The 21,231-nt window shown below is 37.4% G+C and carries 17 protein-coding genes and 1 other annotated feature; of the genes, 3 read left to right on the top strand and 14 right to left on the bottom strand.

Going from position 1 to position 21,231, the window contains the following annotated elements:
* Position 1 precedes the first annotated feature (1 nt).
* Complete coding sequence (gene rnjA, locus IGI47_RS11695) at positions 2–1,684, top strand: ribonuclease J1 (protein WP_438784294.1); 1,683 nt, start codon at positions 2–4, stop codon at positions 1,682–1,684.
* Positions 1,685–2,181: 497 nt separating this feature from the next.
* Here rnjA and IGI47_RS11700 read toward each other — a convergent pair whose 3' ends face one another.
* The 4 genes from IGI47_RS11700 to IGI47_RS11715 form a co-directional block, all read right to left on the bottom strand.
* Positions 2,182–2,382, bottom strand: coding sequence for a cold-shock protein (locus tag IGI47_RS11700; RefSeq protein WP_005875700.1), 201 nt, complete (start codon positions 2,380–2,382; stop codon positions 2,182–2,184).
* 150 nt (positions 2,383–2,532) lie between these two features.
* Positions 2,533–3,222: a RadC family protein gene (gene radC / locus IGI47_RS11705; RefSeq protein ID WP_438784295.1), complete on the bottom strand. Its 690-nt coding sequence runs from the start codon at positions 3,220–3,222 to the stop codon at positions 2,533–2,535.
* Between the two features lie 56 nt (positions 3,223–3,278).
* Entirely contained in the window at positions 3,279–3,935 is a 657-nt protein-coding gene (locus tag IGI47_RS11710) for an HAD family hydrolase (RefSeq protein ID WP_438784296.1), read from the bottom strand.
* Positions 3,925–5,238: a bifunctional folylpolyglutamate synthase/dihydrofolate synthase gene (locus tag IGI47_RS11715; RefSeq protein ID WP_311929631.1), complete on the bottom strand. Its 1,314-nt coding sequence runs from the start codon at positions 5,236–5,238 to the stop codon at positions 3,925–3,927. The genes IGI47_RS11710 and IGI47_RS11715 overlap by 11 nt, the downstream gene beginning before the upstream one ends.
* Positions 5,239–5,425: 187 nt before the next feature.
* Here IGI47_RS11715 and IGI47_RS11720 point away from each other — a divergent pair, with 187 nt between their 5' ends.
* Positions 5,426–6,835 (top strand): helix-turn-helix domain-containing protein, encoded by a 1,410-nt coding sequence (locus tag IGI47_RS11720; protein ID WP_438784297.1) that lies wholly within the window; start codon positions 5,426–5,428, stop codon positions 6,833–6,835.
* Between the two features lie 265 nt (positions 6,836–7,100).
* Here IGI47_RS11720 and IGI47_RS11725 read toward each other — a convergent pair whose 3' ends face one another.
* The 8 genes from IGI47_RS11725 to IGI47_RS11760 all read right to left on the bottom strand — a co-directional run bounded on the left by IGI47_RS11725 (position 7,101) and on the right by IGI47_RS11760 (position 18,293).
* Positions 7,101–9,746, bottom strand: a complete 2,646-nt coding sequence (locus tag IGI47_RS11725; RefSeq protein ID WP_311929635.1) for a valine--tRNA ligase — start codon at positions 9,744–9,746, stop codon at positions 7,101–7,103.
* A gap of 47 nt (positions 9,747–9,793) precedes the next feature.
* Positions 9,794–10,014: a binding site (T-box leader), on the bottom strand.
* Between the two features lie 418 nt (positions 10,015–10,432).
* Positions 10,433–11,080, bottom strand: coding sequence for a redox-sensing transcriptional repressor Rex (locus IGI47_RS11730; protein ID WP_311929636.1), 648 nt, complete (start codon positions 11,078–11,080; stop codon positions 10,433–10,435).
* Positions 11,081–11,579: 499 nt separating this feature from the next.
* A complete protein-coding gene (gene thiI, locus IGI47_RS11735) occupies positions 11,580–12,791 on the bottom strand; it encodes a tRNA uracil 4-sulfurtransferase ThiI (RefSeq protein ID WP_311929638.1) in 1,212 nt (403 codons plus the stop codon).
* 18 nt (positions 12,792–12,809) lie between these two features.
* Complete coding sequence (locus IGI47_RS11740; RefSeq protein WP_438784298.1) at positions 12,810–13,952, bottom strand: cysteine desulfurase family protein; 1,143 nt, start codon at positions 13,950–13,952, stop codon at positions 12,810–12,812.
* 155 nt (positions 13,953–14,107) lie between these two features.
* On the bottom strand, positions 14,108–15,829 hold the full coding sequence (locus IGI47_RS11745) for a septation ring formation regulator EzrA (protein WP_438784299.1): 1,722 nt from the start codon (positions 15,827–15,829) through the stop codon (positions 14,108–14,110).
* Between the two features lie 223 nt (positions 15,830–16,052).
* Positions 16,053–16,577 (bottom strand): HAD family hydrolase, encoded by a 525-nt coding sequence (locus IGI47_RS11750; RefSeq protein ID WP_123862514.1) that lies wholly within the window; start codon positions 16,575–16,577, stop codon positions 16,053–16,055.
* 28 nt (positions 16,578–16,605) lie between these two features.
* Complete coding sequence (locus IGI47_RS11755; protein WP_311929642.1) at positions 16,606–17,445, bottom strand: Cof-type HAD-IIB family hydrolase; 840 nt, start codon at positions 17,443–17,445, stop codon at positions 16,606–16,608.
* Positions 17,446–17,459: 14 nt separating this feature from the next.
* The gene (locus IGI47_RS11760; protein WP_438784300.1) at positions 17,460–18,293 is read right to left on the bottom strand and encodes a DUF72 domain-containing protein; all 834 of its coding nucleotides are present in this window, start codon (positions 18,291–18,293) and stop codon (positions 17,460–17,462) included.
* 162 nt (positions 18,294–18,455) lie between these two features.
* On the opposite strand from IGI47_RS11760, the gene IGI47_RS11765 reads away from it, so the two are divergent.
* Positions 18,456–19,424 carry an asparaginase gene (locus tag IGI47_RS11765; protein ID WP_438784301.1) on the top strand — a complete coding sequence of 323 codons (969 nt, stop codon included), beginning with the start codon at positions 18,456–18,458 and terminating at the stop codon, positions 19,422–19,424.
* A gap of 82 nt (positions 19,425–19,506) precedes the next feature.
* Here IGI47_RS11765 and IGI47_RS11770 read toward each other — a convergent pair whose 3' ends face one another.
* Positions 19,507–20,250 (bottom strand): acyl-ACP thioesterase domain-containing protein, encoded by a 744-nt coding sequence (locus IGI47_RS11770; RefSeq protein WP_438784302.1) that lies wholly within the window; start codon positions 20,248–20,250, stop codon positions 19,507–19,509.
* Between the two features lie 15 nt (positions 20,251–20,265).
* The gene (locus tag IGI47_RS11775) at positions 20,266–21,096 is read right to left on the bottom strand and encodes a fructosamine kinase family protein (RefSeq protein ID WP_311929648.1); all 831 of its coding nucleotides are present in this window, start codon (positions 21,094–21,096) and stop codon (positions 20,266–20,268) included.
* Between the last annotated feature and the right edge of the window lie 135 nt (positions 21,097–21,231).

A 21,231-nucleotide genomic window follows, 5' to 3' on the forward strand; every position in this document is an offset into this window, starting at 1 on the left:
GATGAAACTTTCCATCAAAAATAACGAGACAGGCGTCTTTGCGGTTGGTGGATTAGGTGAAATCGGGAAAAACACGTATGGGGTACAATTTCAAGATGAAATCATCATCATTGATGCTGGAATCAAGTTTCCAGAAGATGACCTTCTTGGAATTGACTACGTAATTCCTGACTACAACTATATCGTTCAAAATATACACAAAGTGAAAGCACTTGTAATTACTCATGGGCATGAAGATCATATTGGTGGGATCCCTTATTTATTGAAACAAGCAAATATCCCTATCTATGCTGGCCCCCTTGCGTTAGCGTTGATAACAAATAAGCTTGATGAACACGGGTTGTTACGAGATGCTGAAATGCATGAGATTAATGAAGATACTGTGATCCGATTCAGAAAAACATCAGTTAGCTTCTTCAGAACGACCCATAGTATCCCTGATGCATTAGGTGTCGTTGTAAAAACACCTTCTGGTAACATCGTTGCCACAGGTGATTTCAAATTTGACTTTACGCCAGTTGGCGAACCTGCGAACTTGCACAAAATGGCGCGTATTGGTGAAGAAGGTGTTCTTTGCTTGCTATCTGATAGTACAAATGCAGAGATCCCAACGTTCACAAAATCTGAAAAAACGATTGGCCTTTCTATCTTAAAGATTTTTGAAAAGATTGAAGGTCGCATCATATTTGCTAGTTTTGCGTCAAATATTTTCCGTTTACAACAAGCTGCGGATGCTGCTGTTGCGACGGGTCGAAAAATCGCTGTATTTGGTCGTAGCATGGAAAATGCAATCGTCAATGGGCAGCGTCTAGGATATATCAAAGTGCCAGATGGGACATTTGTGGATGCACATGAAATCAATCGTTTACCAGCAAATGAAACAATGATTTTATGTACTGGTTCTCAAGGTGAACCAATGGCTGCGTTGAGTCGGATCGCAAATGGCACGCATCGTCAGATCCAAATCCAACCTGATGATACAGTCATCTTTTCAAGTTCACCTATTCCAGGAAATACAACAAGTGTCAATCATTTGATCAACTTGTTATCTGAAGCAGGTGCAGAAGTTATCCACGGCAAAATCAATAACGTCCATACTTCTGGTCATGGTGGTCAAGAAGAGCAAAAATTGATGCTTCGTTTGATGAAACCAAAATATTTTGTTCCAGTTCATGGGGAATTCAGAATGTTGAAAATCCATGCTTCATTGGCCCAAGCCACAGGAGTCCCAGCTGAGAACTGTTTTATCATGGAGAATGGTGATGTGCTAGCTTTAACTAGCGATAGTGCACGTCCCGCTGGTCATTTCGTTGCTGGTGATGTTTACATCGATGGCAGCGGCATCGGTGATATCGGGAATGTTGTATTAAGAGATCGTCACCTACTATCTGAAGAAGGTCTGGTCTTAGCAGTTGCGACTGTCGATATCAAGAAGAGAGAAATCTTAGCTGGACCAGATATTCTATCTCGCGGTTTTGTTTATATGCGTGAATCTGGTGAAATGATCAATGAAGCGCAACGAATCTTATTCCATGCTCTTCGCGATGTCTTGAATGCACCAGACTGTTCAGAGCATAAATTAAAAGAAGCCATGACGGGTGCCTTACAACCGTTCTTGTTTGAACGGACTGAAAGACATCCAATGATTCTTCCTATGGTGATGACACCTGACGAAAAAAAATAAAAGCTTTTAAAAAAGTTTGTTCAATATAAAAAGCAGGCAGCCTTTAGAGGCTGTCTGCTTTTTTTGATTATCGTCTGATTAAAAGTCGAAGGAAATATAGATCCAAAGACACAATAGAGCTAAGAAAATGGGAATCCCCTCTTCCAACTTGATACCACAGAGCTGCTGTTGAATACAATAAAAATCATTTGATGAAGGAGTTCGAGACAAAAGTCGTTCATCCCGAACTAGAGTCTGCAGCAAAGCTGATTTTTAGATTTGTCCCACATTCTACTGATTGGAAAAATCATCATTTGCCCTTAGACTTAGAAGTTCACTTCTCTTTTTTATTTTTAGACAAAAAAAGAGACCGTAATAATTACGGTCTCTTTTGGATGGTGTTTAAAAGTGATCTATATTGACTACAAATACTTTTATAACAACCTCTTATAAACAGTATTTATTCTTTTCCTACAAATCAGTAGGTGAACAACACTTGTTTGGCTTTTTCAATGAAATTATGCTTTTTCAACATTCGTAGCTTGTGGGCCACGATCTGATTCTTCAACATCGAAAGTTACTGCTTGACCTTCTTCTAAAGTTTTGAATCCGTCACCTTGGATAGCTGAAAAGTGAACAAATACGTCACTTCCGTCTTCACGTGAAATAAAACCAAATCCTTTTTCAGCGTTGAACCATTTAACTGTTCCGTTTTCCATTAATAATACCCTCCTCGTGCCTAAGCACTTAATTGATTGTAACATTGCTCGCGTACGATAGAGGTGCAACAGATGTTTCAACTTCTATTCCCAAACAAAATTACAATATAATTGTACACTTGCTTCATTTTTTTTGCAAGAAAGCCACTCTTATTCTTCTAATATTCCTTCTTCTCGTAAACTAAAATATTGCTTTTGCCCAATGATCAAATGATCCAATACATCGATCCCCATCATCTCTCCACATCTCTGTACTCTTCTTGTGAACTGCACATCTTGCTTGGATGGAATAACATTTCCCGATGGGTGATTATGCACAAGAATCAGTCTAGCTGCAGAATAACGAACAGCGTAATGAAAAATTTCTCTTGGATGCGCAATGGTCTGATTCAAGGAACCGATGAACAGCGTTTTTTTCAATATGACTTGGTTCTTCGTATCTAAATAGATACAGACTAAGTGTTCTTGCTGATAATCTTTCATCTCTAAGATCAATTGTTTTGCTAATTCAACACTTGCATGGATCTTAGGCTTGATCTGTACCTGTTCAGCATGAAGCCGAGTACCTAGTTCGATCAGTGCTTTTATCTCAAGAGCCTTTACTTGTCCGATCCCTCTTATTTTTTCTAGTTCAGAAAGCGTAGCTTGACGCAAGAGAGCCAATCCGCCAAATGCTTTTAATAGATGTCCTGCTACTTCTAAAACATTAAAAGGATGTTGACCCGTGCGCAGTAAAATCGCTAGTAATTCTTGGTCAGACAATGATTTTTCTCCATATATCAGCATTCTTTCTCTAGGTAGTGAAGTCATTGGTACCGTGCGCATCAAATTTTTCTCCATAAAACCCCCCCTTTTTCTCTTCACATAATAAGATACGAAAAAAAGGGGCAATTTTTTTATTTTTTCATCATTTGAGGTACTTCATGTAAGGAAGATAAAACAGCTACTGTTTTGTGTCTTAGTTCTTCGGATGGAAGTAACAGGTCAGGAACCATGATGACAGGTATATTCGCTTGTGCAGCAGCTAGTATGCCGTTTTGTGAATCTTCCAGAATAAGTGTTTCATGCTTTTTCGTGCCTAAGTATTCATTTGCCACTAAGAAGATTTCTGGATCTGGTTTTGCTCGTTGGACATTTTCAGCCGAAATGATTGTTTCAAAATACCCAGTCAACTGATTTTTTTCAAGAAGCAACTGAATAATTTTCCGTTGATTACTTGAGGCAACAACTTTTGGTATTTTATGTTCTTCTAAAAAATCCAATAGTTCCATCACACCAGGTTTCAGTGCCACTTCTCCCTGTGAAAATCGTTGGATAGTTTCATTATATGCTTCTTTTATAAATCGTTGGACAGTGTCTTTCCCAAAGTCAGCAAAAATACGGTGATAGTTTGCCCAAACCTCTTCATCAGACACGCCTAAGAATTTCAAGTAGAGTTCTTTATCATAAGGAAATCCAAAGCGATCAGCCACGACCTGCGTTGCTTCGTAATAAACGATCTCAGTATCAAACAGCAATCCATCCATATCAAAAATCACTGATTTATAATTCATCATTTCCTCCTAATTGTAATAATAGATTTCGTACATCTGAAATAAAGTAAAGCGAACCAGTCACAACTAAAGCATCTTCATCTGTCATTTTTTCTAATATCTCTGCTAATCCAAATTGCCATAATGAAACGATTGATACTTTGTCATCCACTAAATCTGAAACGTTACTCAACTCGATTGCTTTTGGATGTTCAAAAGTTGTTAAGTAAATATGGATATTAGGGACCTTCTTCAATTGTTCGATCATACTTTCCACATTCTTCGTTCTTAATGCAGAAAAAAGCACATTGATATGGTATTCTTTGAATTCTTTTTTTAAATTTTGCACCAATCGTTTAATAGCGTGTGCATTATGGGCACCATCTAAAACTACTAAGGGTTCATTACTCAATTTTTCCATGCGACCAGGCCAATGGGCACGTTTTAGTCCTTTGATGATTTCTTTTTCACGAAATGGGATTTTTTCTTTCAAACAGTAAATTTGATATAATTCGATAGCCATTCCTGCATTTTCTACTTGATGCTGCCCGATCATCGAGGTCGTCAGACGTGTCATCTTGCCATGGTCGTTACTAAATGTAAATTGTTCGCCCCAACTTTCTGCAGGATGTTTGTAATCCACATGATACGCATCATCATAGGCAAAAAGAGGTGCATTTCTAAGCTTTGCCTGTTTTTTGATTACTTCTAACGCGCGTTTCTCTATATTCCCAGTTACCACAGGTATCCCTTGTTTGATGATCCCTGCTTTTTGTGCAGCAATTTCTTCAATCGTTTCGCCCAAGATATCTGTATGGTCCAAGCCAATTGTAGTAATACCCGTAAGCATTGGTACAGCCACATTTGTCGAATCAAGCAATCCACCTAACCCGACTTCTATGATCGCTACATCCACTTCTTTATTAAAAAAATAATCAAATGCCATGGCTGTCAATGTTTCGAACTCAGTGATCCCAGAAACAGCTTCAAAACGATCTAACTGTTCCACTAATGGCTGATATTTATTTACTAATCCGATCAGATCTTGGTCAGGAATACCTTGTCCGTTGATCGAAATTCTTTCATTGAATGATTCAATGTATGGGGAAGTAAAGGTTCCTACAGTCAAACCAGCCTCTTCTAATAAGCATCTAAGATAAGTGACTGTTGACCCTTTCCCATTCGTTCCTGCTATATGGATTGTTTTGACTTTTCTTTCTGGATGACCGACCACCTCTAGTAATGACTCCACTCGATCTAAACCAGGTCTTGATCCAAAAGGTAAACGACTATGGATCCAAGCAATTGCCTCTTCGATTTTCATTAACGATTCCCCCATTCTTTTTTATTATAACAAAAAGAATACTGATTAACAGAAAAAGGAAACAGTCTTAAAAAAGAATCGCCGAGTTCAAAAAATTTGAGATTTGTAAAAAACAAGTGTAAGCCATACGTGTATTCTTGTTAGAATCAATAATTATATAGACAAACTAAATAGAAAGGAAGAAACAATGCGTACTTTATTATCTAAAAAAGAGAGTGCTCAACTCATCATCCTAGAAGTTTTGTTGGAAAAACAAAAAATTTCGCTCGATGATCTAGCTAAAGTGAGCCTTATCTCTAAACAAACTTTATGCAGCTACTTAGATGAACTTCTTACCAAGCTTCCTTTTTTACAGATCAAAAAGAAAAATAACGAAATCCGCTTATTGAAAAACACAATTATCAGCTATCCTGTTATCTACTCTTATTTTTATACTTGTTCCGACCATTTTGCATTTTTAGAATACCTATTTTTTCATCCTTTCACTCAGACAAATAAACTGATTGATCAGCTACACCTGAATCCCTCGAAGTATCGCCGTATCAAAAAACAAACCATTTGCTTTTTGGAGAAAGAGAATATTTTTCTTTCCAATTCACCACTGTACTTTCATGGGGATTTTTATCATTTAGCACATTTTTTTACTACTTTCTTATACGAAAAATACCATTCACTGACTAGTTTGATTCCAGCTAGAGAACGAAAAGTAATCAAAGAAATTACCGACAGCCTCTCGAAACAGATACCGGAGGAACTACATATCGAACTATATATATGGGTGATGATCAAGCTAAGTATGCATTATCCACATTGCTTGACCGATTCATCCAACCAAGAAATGGATTGTTCAAAAATATTAGTCAATCAAAAACGTTTTGAGCAAACGTTTAAAATTCCATATACAGTTTTTATCCACGACCTTTTTGTCCGTTGCTACACAGATTTAAATCAGCCTATATTGACAACAGAAAAAAGAGAGTTCAAAAAGGAATTACTCTATTTGAGAAAGAAAATGTATCAGATTTTTCAAGCTCAATCTAATTCTTTTTTACCTCATACTGTTGATTTGATCATTCATTTTTTGGATGGTAGGACTGATTTATTAAATTCGTTCAAAAAACGTTTTGTCTTAGATTTTTTTATGCAGAATGGTTGTTTTTGTTCAAGTATTTCTGAACAATTGAAACAAGCATTTCTCATTTTTAAAAACAAAATAGCAAATGATGATTTATTTTTTGAATTGATCTATTATCTGATTGTGCATGATACTACACTTGTACAACTATTCATCCAGCACCAACAAGCTAAACGAATTGCCGTTGCCTGTACTTTTGGAAACCCGCATAATCTCATGCTTGCTGATTATTTGAATCAATGGTTTGGTTCTCGCTTCTCTTTTGAAGCAATTACTTTTGATAATATGATGAATCTAGATCGACAAGTAGAAACTTATGATTTTTTCCTCACAAATCTGGCAATCGTCGATCATCCAAAATGTATTTCATGTGACAGCTTTCTAAACAACCATGACTTGAATTACTTGGTGCACTTATTTAGCCACTCCATGTTTCAAGATTGGTTAAAAGAATTTCGATGATCTTTTTTATATTCTCCTTTAATTAAGACCTATAAAAAATGCGTAAAGAGCCTCCTAAAAGTTAGTTTCTGTACTAACCAATTAGGAGGCACTTGTCTTTTTGTTGCTTATTCAAATGAATAATAAAGTTGATTTTGAAATGATCAACCATCGATTATAGAATCTACTGGATATAGTTGAACTAGCTGCAAATTCCATAAGGGTTACTTCAACATTTTTTGCTAATCTTTGCCAAAAATAAGCATTTATCAGTTTTGATGCCCACTTATTGGATCGTTCGTAAGCTTTGGATTCTTTCTTTTACAGCAGCTTGTTTTTCCAAGTAATCTTTTTCTTTGGCACGCTCTGCTTCAACTACCTCTTCAGGTGCATTGGAAACAAATCGTTCATTTCCTAGTTTGCCTTGGACACGTTTGACTTCGCTCGTCCATTTAGCTAATTCTTTTTCCAAACGGTTGATTTCTTCTTCAATATTGATCAATCCTGCCAATGGTAAGAAGATTTCTGCCCCAGTCAAAACAGCAGACATCGCTAGATCTGGTGCAACGAGATCACTAGAGATTGTCAATTCTTCTGGATTACAGAAACGTTCAATATAACTTGTATTTTCTGCCAAGAATTGATCGATTTTTGGATCATTTGTTTTGATCAACAAAGTAATTGGTTTAGATAATGGCGTATTGACTTCTGAACGAATATTTCGCACGGAACGAATCAATTCTTTCAATACTTCCATTCCCTTAGAAGCTGTTTCATCATCAAATTCTGGATGAACAACTGGATAGTCAGAAATGACTAATGAGCTTCCTTGATGTGGGATATGTTGCCAGATCTCTTCTGTAACGAATGGCATGATTGGATGCAATAGTCGCAAAATCTGGTCTAACGTATGCACTAAGATGCTTTTAGTTATTTGTTTCGAAACTGCGTCATCTCCATACAAGATTTCTTTACTCATTTCAATGTACCAGTCACAAAAATCATCCCAGATGAAGTTGTACAATTGACGCCCTGCTTCACCAAATTCAAAATGATCGAACAAATCTGTTACTTTAGCCACTGTTTCATTCAGACGAGTTAAGATCCAACGATCAGCCACCGTCTTTTCACCAGTTAGATCAATATCTTCTACAGTCATGCCTTCGATATTCATGATGACGAAACGAGAAGCATTCCAAATTTTATTAATGAAGTTCCATGAAGCATCCATTTTTTCATAACTAAAACGAACATCTTGACCAGGTGCTGACCCATTTGACAAGAACCAACGTAAGGCATCTGCACCATATTTTTCGATTACTTCCATCGGATCGATCCCGTTACCTAGAGATTTACTCATCTTACGCCCTTGTTCATCACGGATCAGTCCGTGGATCAACACATTGTCAAATGGACGACGATCGGTAAATTCTAAACTTTGGAAAATCATTCGGCTAACCCAGAAGAAGATGATGTCATACCCAGTAACTAATGTACTTGTCGGGAAATAACGTTGGTAATCTTCACTCGTTTCGTCTGGCCATCCCATAGTTGAAAAAGGCCATAAAGCAGAGCTGAACCACGTATCTAAAACGTCTGGATCTTGTTGCCAATTCTCGCTATCTGCTGGTGCTTCCATCCCAACATACATTTCACCAGTTTCTTTATGGTACCATGCTGGAATTTGGTGTCCCCACCATAATTGACGAGAGATGACCCAATCATGAACATTTTCCATCCAACGTAAAAACGTCTGGTTGAAACGTGGTGGGAAAAATTCTACAGCATCTTCTGTTTCTTGATTTTTCATCGCTTTTTCAGCTAAAGGTGCCATTTTAACGAACCATTGTGTAGATAGACGTGGTTCCACAACTACGCCTGTACGTTCTGAATGACCAACACTATGGATCATTTTCTCGATTTTGATCAGACGACCGATTTCTTTTAGATCAGAGACGATTGCTTTACGTGCTTCAAAACGATCCATTCCTTGATACTTACCAGCTAGTTCATTCATCGTACCGTCTTCATTCATGACGTTGATCCGTGGCAGATCATGACGATTACCTACCTCAAAGTCATTCGGATCATGGGCAGGTGTAATTTTTACGACCCCTGTTCCAAATTCCATATCTACGTATTCATCCGCAACGATCGGGATTTCTTTATTTACTAAAGGTAAAATAACCTTTTTACCAATCAGTTCTTGGTATCGTTCATCCTCTGGGTGAACGGCGATCGCAGTATCTCCAAGCATCGTTTCTGGACGAGTCGTAGCAATCTCAACCACACCAGAACCATCAGCAAGTTCATAACTCATGTGGTAAAACGCACCTTCGATATCTTTATGGATAACTTCGATATCTGATAAAGCAGTACGTGCTTGAGGGTCCCAGTTAATGATGTATTCACCACGATAGATCAAATCTTTTTCATAAAGAGACACAAATACTTTACGTACAGCTTCTGATAACCCGTCATCTAGAGTAAAACGTTCGCGGCTATAATCTAAAGATAAGCCCATTTTTGCCCATTGTTCACGAATATGGCTTGCGTATTCTTCTTTCCATTCCCAGACTTGTTCAACAAATTTTTCACGTCCTAGATCATAACGAGAAATACCTTGCTGACGAAGTTTTTCTTCTACTTTTGCCTGTGTGGCAATTCCTGCATGGTCCATTCCTGGTAACCAAAGAGTATCATAACCTTGCATGCGTTTTTGGCGAATCAGCATGTCTTGCAAGGTCGTATCCCACGCATGTCCTAAGTGAAGTTTCCCAGTTACGTTTGGCGGCGGGATCACGATTGAATAAGGCTTTGCTTTCTTGTCGCCACTTGGTTTGAACAAATCTTGGTCCAACCAGTTTTGATAACGGCCAGCTTCAACTTCTTGCGGATTGTATTTTGTTGATAAATTTTTTTCTTCCGTCATACTGATTTCCTCCTTAAAAATAAAAAAAGTCCTAAAATACTTTCGTATTTTAGGACGTATTGATTTACGCGGTACCACCTAATTTGTAATAGTTTCTCCTATTACCTCTCCATGTGAGTTAACGATCACGACCCGTTTATCCCTACTAAAAGATTCAAGATAAAAACTCCCAAGCTACCTTCACCAGCTGCTACTAAGAACGTCCCACCCATTCGTTCTCTCTCTAAAAGTACCTAAACTAGCTACTCCTCTTGTTCAACGTTATGCTTCATTTTACAATGGTTAGAAATTAAAGTCAATAAAAGGTCGTGAGCAAAGCGTTTAGATTTGAGCAGTAGCTCTGAAAAAGAGAAAACAGTTTCTCATGTTTTTCTTTTTCAGAGCTAGTGTTGAAAATCTGCTTTGCGAACGCCGTCTATCAAGTCGAAAAAAGCCTTTAATTTGAGCAGTAGCGATGAAAAAGAGAAAACAGTTTCTCATGTTTTTCTTTTTCAGAGCTAGTGTTGAAAATCTGCTTTGCGAACGCCGTCTATCAGGTCGAAAAAAGCCTTTAATTTGAGCAATAGCGATGAAAAAGAGAAAACAGTTTCTCATGTTTTTATACTAGTGGTAAAAGTTATTTGTGGACATCACAGATAGGACTTTAAGATAGCGCTTTATTTTTATTGAAAAAAGCAACGCGTCTATTAGGCAAATACTTCTGAATATTTTTCATCAAAATAGATAAGTGTTTGCAATTCTGTCGTCAAATCAATATATTGGATATTTACGTGTTCAGGAACTTTTACTCGATCTGGCGCAAAATTCAAAATTGCTGATACTCCACCCTGAACAATTTTATCAATTGCAGATTGTGAATATTTGCTTGGCACCGTCGATATTGCGACTGTCACATTTTTTTCTTTTGCTATTTCCGCAAAACGATCGATTGGATAAATCATTTCCCCATCGATCACTTTTCCAACAATCTCTGGATCATTATCAAACACACAGACGATATTCAAATTTTCATTTCTTCTAAAATTATTGTGTTTCAATGCTTTACCAAGATTTCCGTATCCTACCAAAGCAATCCGTTTTTCCTCATCTGTATTTAAAATACGATCAAATACCTCTATAAGATAAGGGACATCGTACCCATAACCACTGCGCCCTAATTCTCCTAAATACGAAAAATCTCTGCGGATCGTTGCAGAGGGTACTTGCGTGATTTTACTGAATTCATTTGATTTGATACGGCCAACGCCAGAATCATTGAGCATATTCAAATAACGCAAGTACAAAGGCAGTCTTTTAGCTGTCGCTTTTGGCAACGTTTCTGATTTTTCTCCCATAGTCAAAGCTCCTTGTTAATTTATTCACATACTTAGTTTAGCATTTATTCGCTGTGTGAGCAACATTTGCAAAAAAATAAACGATCTCTTCCTTATGACAAGGTTAACTAAAAGAAAGAATGTGGAAAAAATCAGGTTTGCTACAGATTCTAATTCCCAATAAACGGCGTCCAAAAGTTAGGTTTTTCGGAAATTTCAAAAAAAAGGCTGGAACAGAAGTGTTTAACTCCGAGAAATAAGAAGAAATTAACGAAAATTGCTGTTCAAATTTTTATGAATTTCGGCTTATTTAAGAAGGAGTTGCTTTTGCTCCCACCGTTTATTCGTTTTTAAAGAACGTGGGACAAAAGTATTTCTTACTTTTGTCCCACGTTCTTTTCTCTCCAATTTCTCAAACCTAAACGATTTTTGTCTCGCCCTCATTCTAAAATCAAATTTTTATCTATTGAAGACTGATTGCTTTTTTACTTGTGATTATTCTTCGCCTATTAGCTTCTCACTATAGTAAATCAGAAAATTCTTCAGTTGCTTTTTCTGTCGTTTCTGTATGGATCGTTTCGATTTTCAACCCAGCTAATGCTCGCTCGATCATTTCATCGACTGCTAAACGTTCTTCATACTGATGGACTTTATCCAAACGAGGACGTGTTTTAGGTTGTGGTGGTGCAAAAATCGTACAGCAATCTTCAAATGGTTGGATCGATAATTCAAATGTATCGATTCGTTCAGCAACTTCAATGATTTCTAGTTTGTCCATAGTTGCTACCGGACGAATGATCGGTGTATTCGTGACTTCATTGATTGCTACCATACTCTGCAAAGTTTGAGACGCTACTTGGCCAAGTGATTCGCCATTCAGGATAATCAAACCTTGGCGAATGCGTCGGACTTCATCTGTTAAACGCAACATCATCCTACGCGTAATCGTCATCCAATAACCTTGTGGTACACTTCTCTTTATTTCTTCTTGGATCTCCGTAAAAGGTACTTCAATAAAAACGATTTTTCCAACATATGGAGTCAGTTTTCCAGTTAGATCTTTTGCTTTTTGTAAAGCTTGCTCGCTTGTGTATGGTGGACTAGCAAAGTGGACAGCCTCGATTTCCACGCCACGTTTCATCGCAAAGTAACCAGCAACTGGAGAGTCAATACCACCTGAAAGCATCAGCATCCCTTTTCCACTTGTTCCTACTGGTAACCCACCTGCACCTTTGATGGTCTCATAAGATAAATAGGCGCCATCACGGCGTATCTCTACACGTAAGGGAATATCTGGTTTACGCATTTGTACTTGGATATCTGGAAAAATATCAAAGACAGCATTTCCTAGAGTTTGATTCAATTCGTTACTTGTCAATACAAAGTCATGATCACTACGTTTTGCAATGATTTTAAATGTTTCGTTTCCTGTGTAGATTTCCTTCATGATTTCTTGAACAGCTGCTTTTAGTTGTTCCACATCTTTTTCGATCCGGATACTCGGTGAAAAATTTTGGATACCAAAAATCTTTGCTAATTTAGGAATAACTAATTCACTATCCGCACCATTCAATAATAAGTGCATTCGATCTCGGTCAGCATGGATCTTGATTTCTGGAAAATCACCAAGGGCTTGACGTACATTTTGTGCTAATTGCATGATAAAACTTTTTCGGTTTTTCCCTTTTGTTGACAGTTCACCATAGCGGACCATGATTTCACTATATTTCACAAAAACACTCCTCAAGAATTAATTGATTGTTGAAAACTTTTTATATAATTGTTTGAATATGATCATAAATTGTTCAACTTCTGCCATCGAATTACTTTCGTCTAAACTGATACGTACTGCTGAAGTCGCTAAATCGTTTGGAACATGCATGGCATGCAACGTACTACTTGCCATATGTTTGCGGGAAGAACAAGCACTAGTTGTTGAAATGAAGATCTGTTTTTCTTCTAACGCGTGTACCAGTACTTCTCCACGTATGCCTTTTAACGAAAAGCATAGAATATGCGGCGCGTAATCTTCTCCTTCGGAATAGATCGTGACCTTTTCATATGTTCCTAGAGCATCAATCAATGCATGCTTTAAATTTTTTGTGTGATCTGGCTTTTGTGATTTGATACCTAAAGCAAGTCTCAATGCTTTGGACATTGCAACGATAGCTGGTACATTCTCTGTGCCGCTTCGCTGATTTTTTTCTTGGCCACCTCCGGTTAAAAGCGGTGCTAAACGCCGCCCTTTTTTCCAATAAATAAAGCCGATTCCTCGTGGTCCATGAAATTTATGTGCGGAGAAAGTAGCAAAATCAACACGGTCTGTCAACCAAGTGGAAAGTGGTACTTTACCGATTGCTTGCACTGCATCCACATGAAAATGGATCTTAGGATGATCTTTCAGTAATTCGCTGATCTCCATGATAGGCTGAATAGAACCCACTTCATTATTGACAGCCATGATGGAAATCAGTACAGTCTCTTTGCGGATCAATTTCTTTAATTCTTCTACAATCACAAAACCTTTTTTATCAACTGGAGCCACACTAACCTCTACTCCTAAAGATTTTAACTGTTCAGCAGTCTCACTTACTGCTGGATGTTCGATTCCTGAAATGATCATATGGTTTCCATACTCACGCTTTTCGATCATGGTTCCTTTAAGTACCCAGTTATCTCCTTCTGTTCCGCCAGAAGTAAAATAGATTTCATCGGGTGTTACTTCAATCAACTCAGCAATTTGTTTTCTTGCTTGCTGTAATAAACGATTGGCTTGATTACCTAAATCATGTAAACTTGACGGATTCCCAATTATCCGCTGACTTGTTTTTACGTAGGCATCTAAACTTTGCGGAAAGATTGGGGTTGTTGCACTATTATCAAAATATATCATAAGAAACCCCTCTTTTTTGAAATTCTCATCTATTATAACGGTTGTCTTATCTGCTTTCAAGGGTGGGATGAGATTTCATTTTTTTGAAACTTACTAAAAAAGCAACATCAGCTTATCCGCTGACGTTGCTTTTATTGTTTATTCGTTGATTCTGATTAGACTAGATCAGGATGATTGAAATAAAAATCTTCAATTCGTTTAAATGCACCAGGTTCAACACGTTCCAATGCTGTACCGATCTCATCTAGGGCTTCTTGATAATGGTATTCTTTATTAAACATAAAGTAGCTCTTATCAATTGCTTCTTTGACTTCATCATGAGTATGGCGGTAACGGTTGGCATATTGCAACATTTGTTCAGTTAGCGCAGCAGCATCGACTAAATCATGTGTCTTTTTATCTAGTAATTCTAAGTCTTCTTCACATAAAGCAACTAAACGATTGACCTCTTCCATGTTCACTCTGATTTTATTCAGTACCACACTTAGTTCTTCAATACGTTCTGTCGCCACAAAGAAAAATTCTAGATAATCATTTGGTAAGCCAGGTAAACGTTGTTTTTCAACAAAGCGTTTCAGACTACGCAATTTAAATTCAAATGTATCAATTTTTTCTTGCGCTTCTTTTTCACCTTTTCTTAGTTCATATAAAGAGTCGTCGATTTCTACTTGTTGGTTCTCAATATCTTCTAAGATTTTGAAAACTTTTTTGTAGAATGTACGTACTTCAGAATAAGGGACCGTGTGTTGTTGGATCTGTGGTTTCATTTGCTCATTTTGTCGTTCAATTTCTTCCACTTCTGTTTGGAATCCTCTTACTCGGCCGATCTCATTATGATTTAGTGCATAACTTTGCGCAGTATGATCTAACTCGATCAGTAGCTGACGATTATTTTTTGTCGCATGTTTGATGTATTGTTCGATCGTTGCTTGGTTTGTTGCCACATAAATTTTGGCATCCATCTCACGTTCTAAAATATCATATAATGCGTCGATCATATTCGCAGTTTCGCGGTTTTCGAATTCTACCGTTTCCACTTCGGTCTTTTCAAGGTTCGCTAATGAACCTTGGATCCGATTCCGTACTTTATCAATTTCTCCAACAAGGTCTTCTTCTGGAAAAACATACTGTTCCTGCATTAATTTTTCGTAAGTATCATCGATTTCTTCAAGTTGCTCTGGGAAAGTAGTAGCCAGATCTTCATATAATGGTGGGATTTTTTTCATCAAAGCATCCACTTCATACGTATGTTTTTCTGCTTTATCCAGAACTTCTCGCGCTTCTACGGGATCACCAGAGGTATTCAATGTGACGAATTGAGTAAACTCACTTTCGATCATTTTGACTTGCTTTTGCAACTCTGGGAATGCTGGACCGTATGATTGCTCATCTTCTTTGATCGTTCCCTTCAATTCTTCGTAGATATCAAGCGCTTGTTGGACAGCTAATGAATTACGTTCTTCTGTTTCACGAAGTTCTTTTAATCCTTCACGGATCTCAGATACTTCTTTTTCCATTTGATTCATCGTATTCTCTGCTTCAACAACAGCTTTTTTACCCTTTAAGAATCGGAAACTTTCATTTAGATTCTCAACTTCAAAAATTTGACTTTCTAACTCAGCAAATGAGGAAGTAGATATGTCATTCCATTTTTGACTCCACTCACGAAAGGTATTTTGGCTTTGCCCAACCAGATGCATTTTTTTGACATCATCGACTTCTTCAATCACAGGCAAGTCAAATAATTCTTCCTTGCGCTTTTCTAAGGCATCCAATCGATCTTGGTTTTTTTTCTTCATCAAGTAACTAACCAAAAAGACGACAATGGCGACTATAATGATTGCAATGACGATCCCGATGATTACATTATTTCCCATTTAAGGTTCCTCCGTTTTCAATATGCATCTATTTTTTATGCTCAGACGAACATCCGCTTCGCATAAAACGAATAAATACGTCTTTCGTGCAAAAGACATCTACCGTAAATTATAACATACTATTTTCAAGCATTCACTAACTTAAGCGAAAATCTTTATTCAGTCATTCGTTTTTTTACGAACAAAAAGCAGGATATCTTTTAATTGTTTTCACAGCTATCCACTAACTTTTCTTTTTCGCTTGCTCGATCTGCCGTTGGATCTCTTTTGCTATCTTTGGCTCTGGTGCATAATTTTGTTCCCAATCTGCAGGTTTTAGCACTTTGTTCGTCACTGGATGATAATGTGGTTGACCATCAGGAAATAATTTTCCCATATTTGCTTGATGAACGATATCAAATATATTGGTTGGATCTACTCCTAATAATGAAAAAGAACCATACGTAAAATATAAGATATCTGTTAATGCATCGACTTGTTCGATCAACGGTTCTTTTCCCCAATTCGTTTTTGTATACATTTTTCTTTCTGCTTTATCTAATGCATCGTGTAGTTCATTGACAGCTTGATGTAATTTTTGGTGATCATTTTCAGCAGTAGCTGCCACCATCTCTACCAATTCTTCAATTTTAAATCCTGCACGGTAGCTCGCTTCTTTACTTGTAAAAGCTGTAGGAGATTCTGGTGATCGTGGATCAAAGATCCGATGAAAATCCTCTACTTTTTGAAATGGTGTTTCTTCCGTCATGATTCTTCTCTTCCTTTTATCTTCATTTTCAATAAATTAGTCCAAAGTGCTTGAGCCCTTCATATATGCCATTTTTCTCGTTTGTTTTGGTCACGAAATCGGCTGCAGCTTTTACTTCATCCTGTGCATTTCCCATCGCAACACCGATCCCTACACCTTTCAACATATCGATATCGTTATAATGATCGCCAAACGCCATGATCTCAGACATCTCAATTCCTTTTTCTTTTGCAAATATTTTGATACCAGAAAGTTTTGAGCCACCTTTTGGAATGATATCGACTGTATAAGCATTTGAACGTTGGAACGAACACTCAGGGAAATACTTTTCTAGTTTTGCCTGTTCTGACTCTTGACTCAATAAAATACATTGATAGATCGGTTCATTCAAGATTTCTAGTGTTTCATATCTTTTTTTCTGGCGGTGTGGACTAAATAGTTGCAGCCCTTTCTTCATCAATCGAACAGGAAATTTCTTAGGTAAAAAACTAACGATGTGCTTGATCAGCAAGGATTGTCCTAATAGCATCGTCGTCGAACCTGCTAGCTGATACCGCCCTCCAAAAATAATTTGTCGATGATTCTTATCTGCAAATCGTACGATCTTCTTTAATGTGGATCGATCGAATGGTTGATCCACTATCGTACGATCTGCTGTAAATACTAATTGTCCATTGTAAACAACATACATGTCTAACTCTAATTCATCAATGATTTCTTTAATCCTTATCGGACTACGACCAGTCGCTACGCCGCATAATATACCGTTCTTTCGAGCATAATTGATTGCTTTTTTTGTTGACTCTAGTGCTTTAGACTGGTTGTTGACCAAGGTACCATCAATATCAAAAAAAATCGCTTTGATCATCTAATGCCCCTTTTCTAAAATAAATCCATTTGTTTTGGGTTCAATCCTTGTGGTTTTATCTTCAATATTTTTTGTAGAGCCAATGCATTTTCCGCCGCATCGCCACCTGAATTATTATTAAAAATAATGCCGATGTCCTTCGTCTGTTGCTCAACTGATCGAATAGCAGAAGCTAGTTCGATCAATTCTTCTTCAGAATAACGATAAAGCGTACGCTTTTTTCGCCAATCTTTGTCATTCGCTTGCCAACCTTGACTATTTCTTCCGTGAAACCGAAAAAGTGTGAACTGAGCGTTGGTTACATAAGGATCAAATGGCACAGTAGTTTGAAGTAATTGCGGTTCATCAATGATTGCTAAAGAAAAATCAGCACGTGTCATAAAACTTCTGGTACGTTCAACTAATGCTTGACTATACCAAGAATAATCACGTAGTTCGATAGCAATGGGGTAGCCATTAAACCACTTTCGAAGTTTACGCAGATACTGGACACTTTCTTTAGTACATTTGAACGACGCCGGAAACTGTACCAAAAAACAAAATAACTTTCCACTGTCATGTATCGGTTGCATGCTGTCTAAAAATTTCTCTACCATTTCTTCTTCTGTTTGGTAATATTCCTGCCAATCGCTTTGTCCACTGATTCCTTGATAAACTTTTACGACAAAACGGAAACTTTCTGGTACTTCTTCGATCCACTTCTCAACCGAAGTTTTCCTTGGAATACCATAATAAGCGGTATCTAATTCCACTAAAGGCAAGAAACCTGCATACTCATAAAGTGTATTATTTTTCTTACCTGTTAATTTATCATGTTCTTTGAACGAAGTTAGTCCAATACGTATCATTTCAAGCCATCCTTCTTCTAAGTTTCATTCAACGTTCTTATGTATCACTACGTAATAAAGCCTATTGTTCTTAACTTAACACCTTGATAGCAAAACTCTTTTATATAGTATACAATAAGCTTTGAAGCCTATGCAAAATTATTCGTAAGGAAGTCCATAAATATGAAAAAAATACTTATTTTACACACTGGTGGAACCATTGCTATGAAAGAAAACATCTTGACAGGGGGCGTGAGTCCAGATGTTGTCAATCCCTTATTGGATGCAGAAATCACTGTACCAGAAAATGTCGATCTCGTGATGGAAGATATTTTTAATCTTCCTTCGCCGCATATCATGCCAAAACACATGCTGATCTTAAAGAAACGGATCATGGAAGCCATTGATTCAGATATTAGGGGTGTTGTCATTACCCACGGAACAGATACTTTGGAGGAAACAGCCTTTTTCTTGGATACGACAATCGTAGACCAGATTCCTATCGTGGTCACAGGAGCCATGCGGTCTAGTAATGAACTTGGAAGTGATGGTCTGTATAACTTCGAAAGTGCCATACGCGTAGCAAGTTGCGATGAAGCAATTGGAAAAGGAGTCTTAGTGGTCATGAACGACGAAATCCATTCTGCTCGCTATGTCACAAAAACTCATACAACCAATGTGGCTACTTTTAGAACACCGACTTTAGGACCCATCGGTTTAGTGACCAAACACCGTATTTTATTCATGCAAGAATTGTTAGACTCTACACGACTCGATATTTCTTCGGTCAATGGAACGATCCCTATCGTTAAAGCCTATGCTGGCATGCAGGGGGATCTTTTAGAAGCACTTGCTCATGCTAAAGTAGATGGCTTAGTGATCGAAGCTTTAGGTGCTGGTAACTTGCCACCTCAAGCACTGACGGCATTGAAAAAATTATTGATACAAAAAATCCCCGTCATCCTTGTTTCACGTTGTTTCAACGGGATTGCAGAACCCGTTTACAACTACGAAGGCGGCGGTAAAGAATTAGCCGATATGGGTGTCATTTTCTGTAACAGCATCAATAGTCAAAAAGCCCGATTAAAGTTACTGATTGCGCTAAATTATGGTTTGAAAGAGCAAAAGTTAGCGGATTTTATCACTAACTAACCACTTTACAGCAAAAACTCTGAAGGATTGTACACAATAAAGTACGTCCTTTCAGAGTTTTTATCCATTAAAAATATAAATATTATGCCTCTTTGTTTCTCCACGTAATATTAGCTTCACAATACACTTGATCTTGCATCCGAATCTCGTGTCTTGTTTGGACACCATCTTCTAGAGCAATCTGTTCATAATGACTTTCGATCTCATTACCATATTCAACTTCTTTATCAAAACGGATCAATACTTTTTCAGGAATATGCGTAGTTAAAAAATCATAACCTAAAACATCAATGATCCAATTGAAGTACATCGTATTGTTCACATGCTGATTGCTATCGATATCATAAAAACGCACACGATAAGGTAACATAAAGCCAGCCTCTACTTTTTCAATTTTCTCTTGACGTTTGATTTTCTTGATTTTTTCACTTTCAAATGGTGCAATGATTTCTTCATTTACACTACTCATTTTACGGTTAACAAAATCCATCAATACGAAAACAGATTCGATCTTAACCAGTTCTTCTCCTTGTTCATCATGAATCCAAAAATTACGATAACAAAAGAATTTGTTGTATTCCATTGCCTGAGTAGTTACAGAAATGATTTCGCCAACTTTTGGGAGTCTAGTGATCATGATCGAATAATTCGTGATGACCCAAGTAAATCCAAAACTCTTGACGAAGTCACTTCCTCGGCCTAATGCATCACTTTGATCTTCAGACGTTTTGATTACTACTCCAAGCATTGACGGAAACATCATTGTTTGATTTATATCGCATTCATAATATGAAACTTCATGTTTTTTTGTGTATCTCTTTGCCAAAAAAACACCCTCCTCTTATCTTTTATCGAGTAATTGTTCTACTTGTGAGCCATAGGTTTCTCCAAACATATTTAGATGAGCTAATAAATAATACAACTGATAGACAGATAAGCGTTTTTTCCAGCCCTCTTCCAAAGGATAATTGAATTGATAACTTTCTAAAAATTCTGGACGAAAACCGCCAAATAACTGACTCATTGCAATATCTTGCTCACGATCACCATAAGATACTGCAGGATCAATGAAAACCGGTGTTCCTTGCTGATCAAAGAACACATTACCACTCCACAAGTCTCCATGCAATAGGCTAGGCACAATCTTTTTGTTCGCTAAACTTTCAAGTACATATTGTTTGAAGACTAAAAATTTTTGTTGCCGTACTTGATTCCATCGATTATTTTTTTGTGCCAAAGCAATCTGACTCTCTAATCGGTTTTTGAAAAAAAACGTCCACCAATCTTCCTCAAACGTATTTATTTGGGGCAATATACCTAAATAGTTGTTCTTTCGATAACCGAATTGCGGTGCAGTTACCTTATGCAGGTTGGCTAAAGTAGCTGCCAGTTCTTTCTGGCTACCTTCTCCTGGTTCGATCCATTCCATCAACAGGTAGGCGCCATCTTGTATTTCTCCTAGCATATAAGTTTCTGGTACACGTACATAAGGTGCTAATTCTTTTAATCCAGCTGCTTCAACTTCAAAAAATTCTTTACCGATATTCGGATGAATTTTTAAAAAATAAGAACATTGACCCTCAATCCGATAGGTTTGATTGACATCACCACCAGTTATCGGGATGATTTTTCCTTCTAACTTGATTTCTGACAAGACCGATCGTACATCCATTTCTACTCCTCCTCACAGGCTTAGGAAAACAGACTTCTGCTTTTATATATGCTATATGAATTATACCATAGACGATTAGAAAAGAAGGAAATCAGCCTGTAGTCAGCTAGTTCTAGAAAAATGATCCACTCAAAG

The organism is Enterococcus sp. AZ191, from assembly GCF_051713845.1.
Lineage (GTDB): Bacteria > Bacillota > Bacilli > Lactobacillales > Enterococcaceae > Enterococcus_B > Enterococcus_B durans.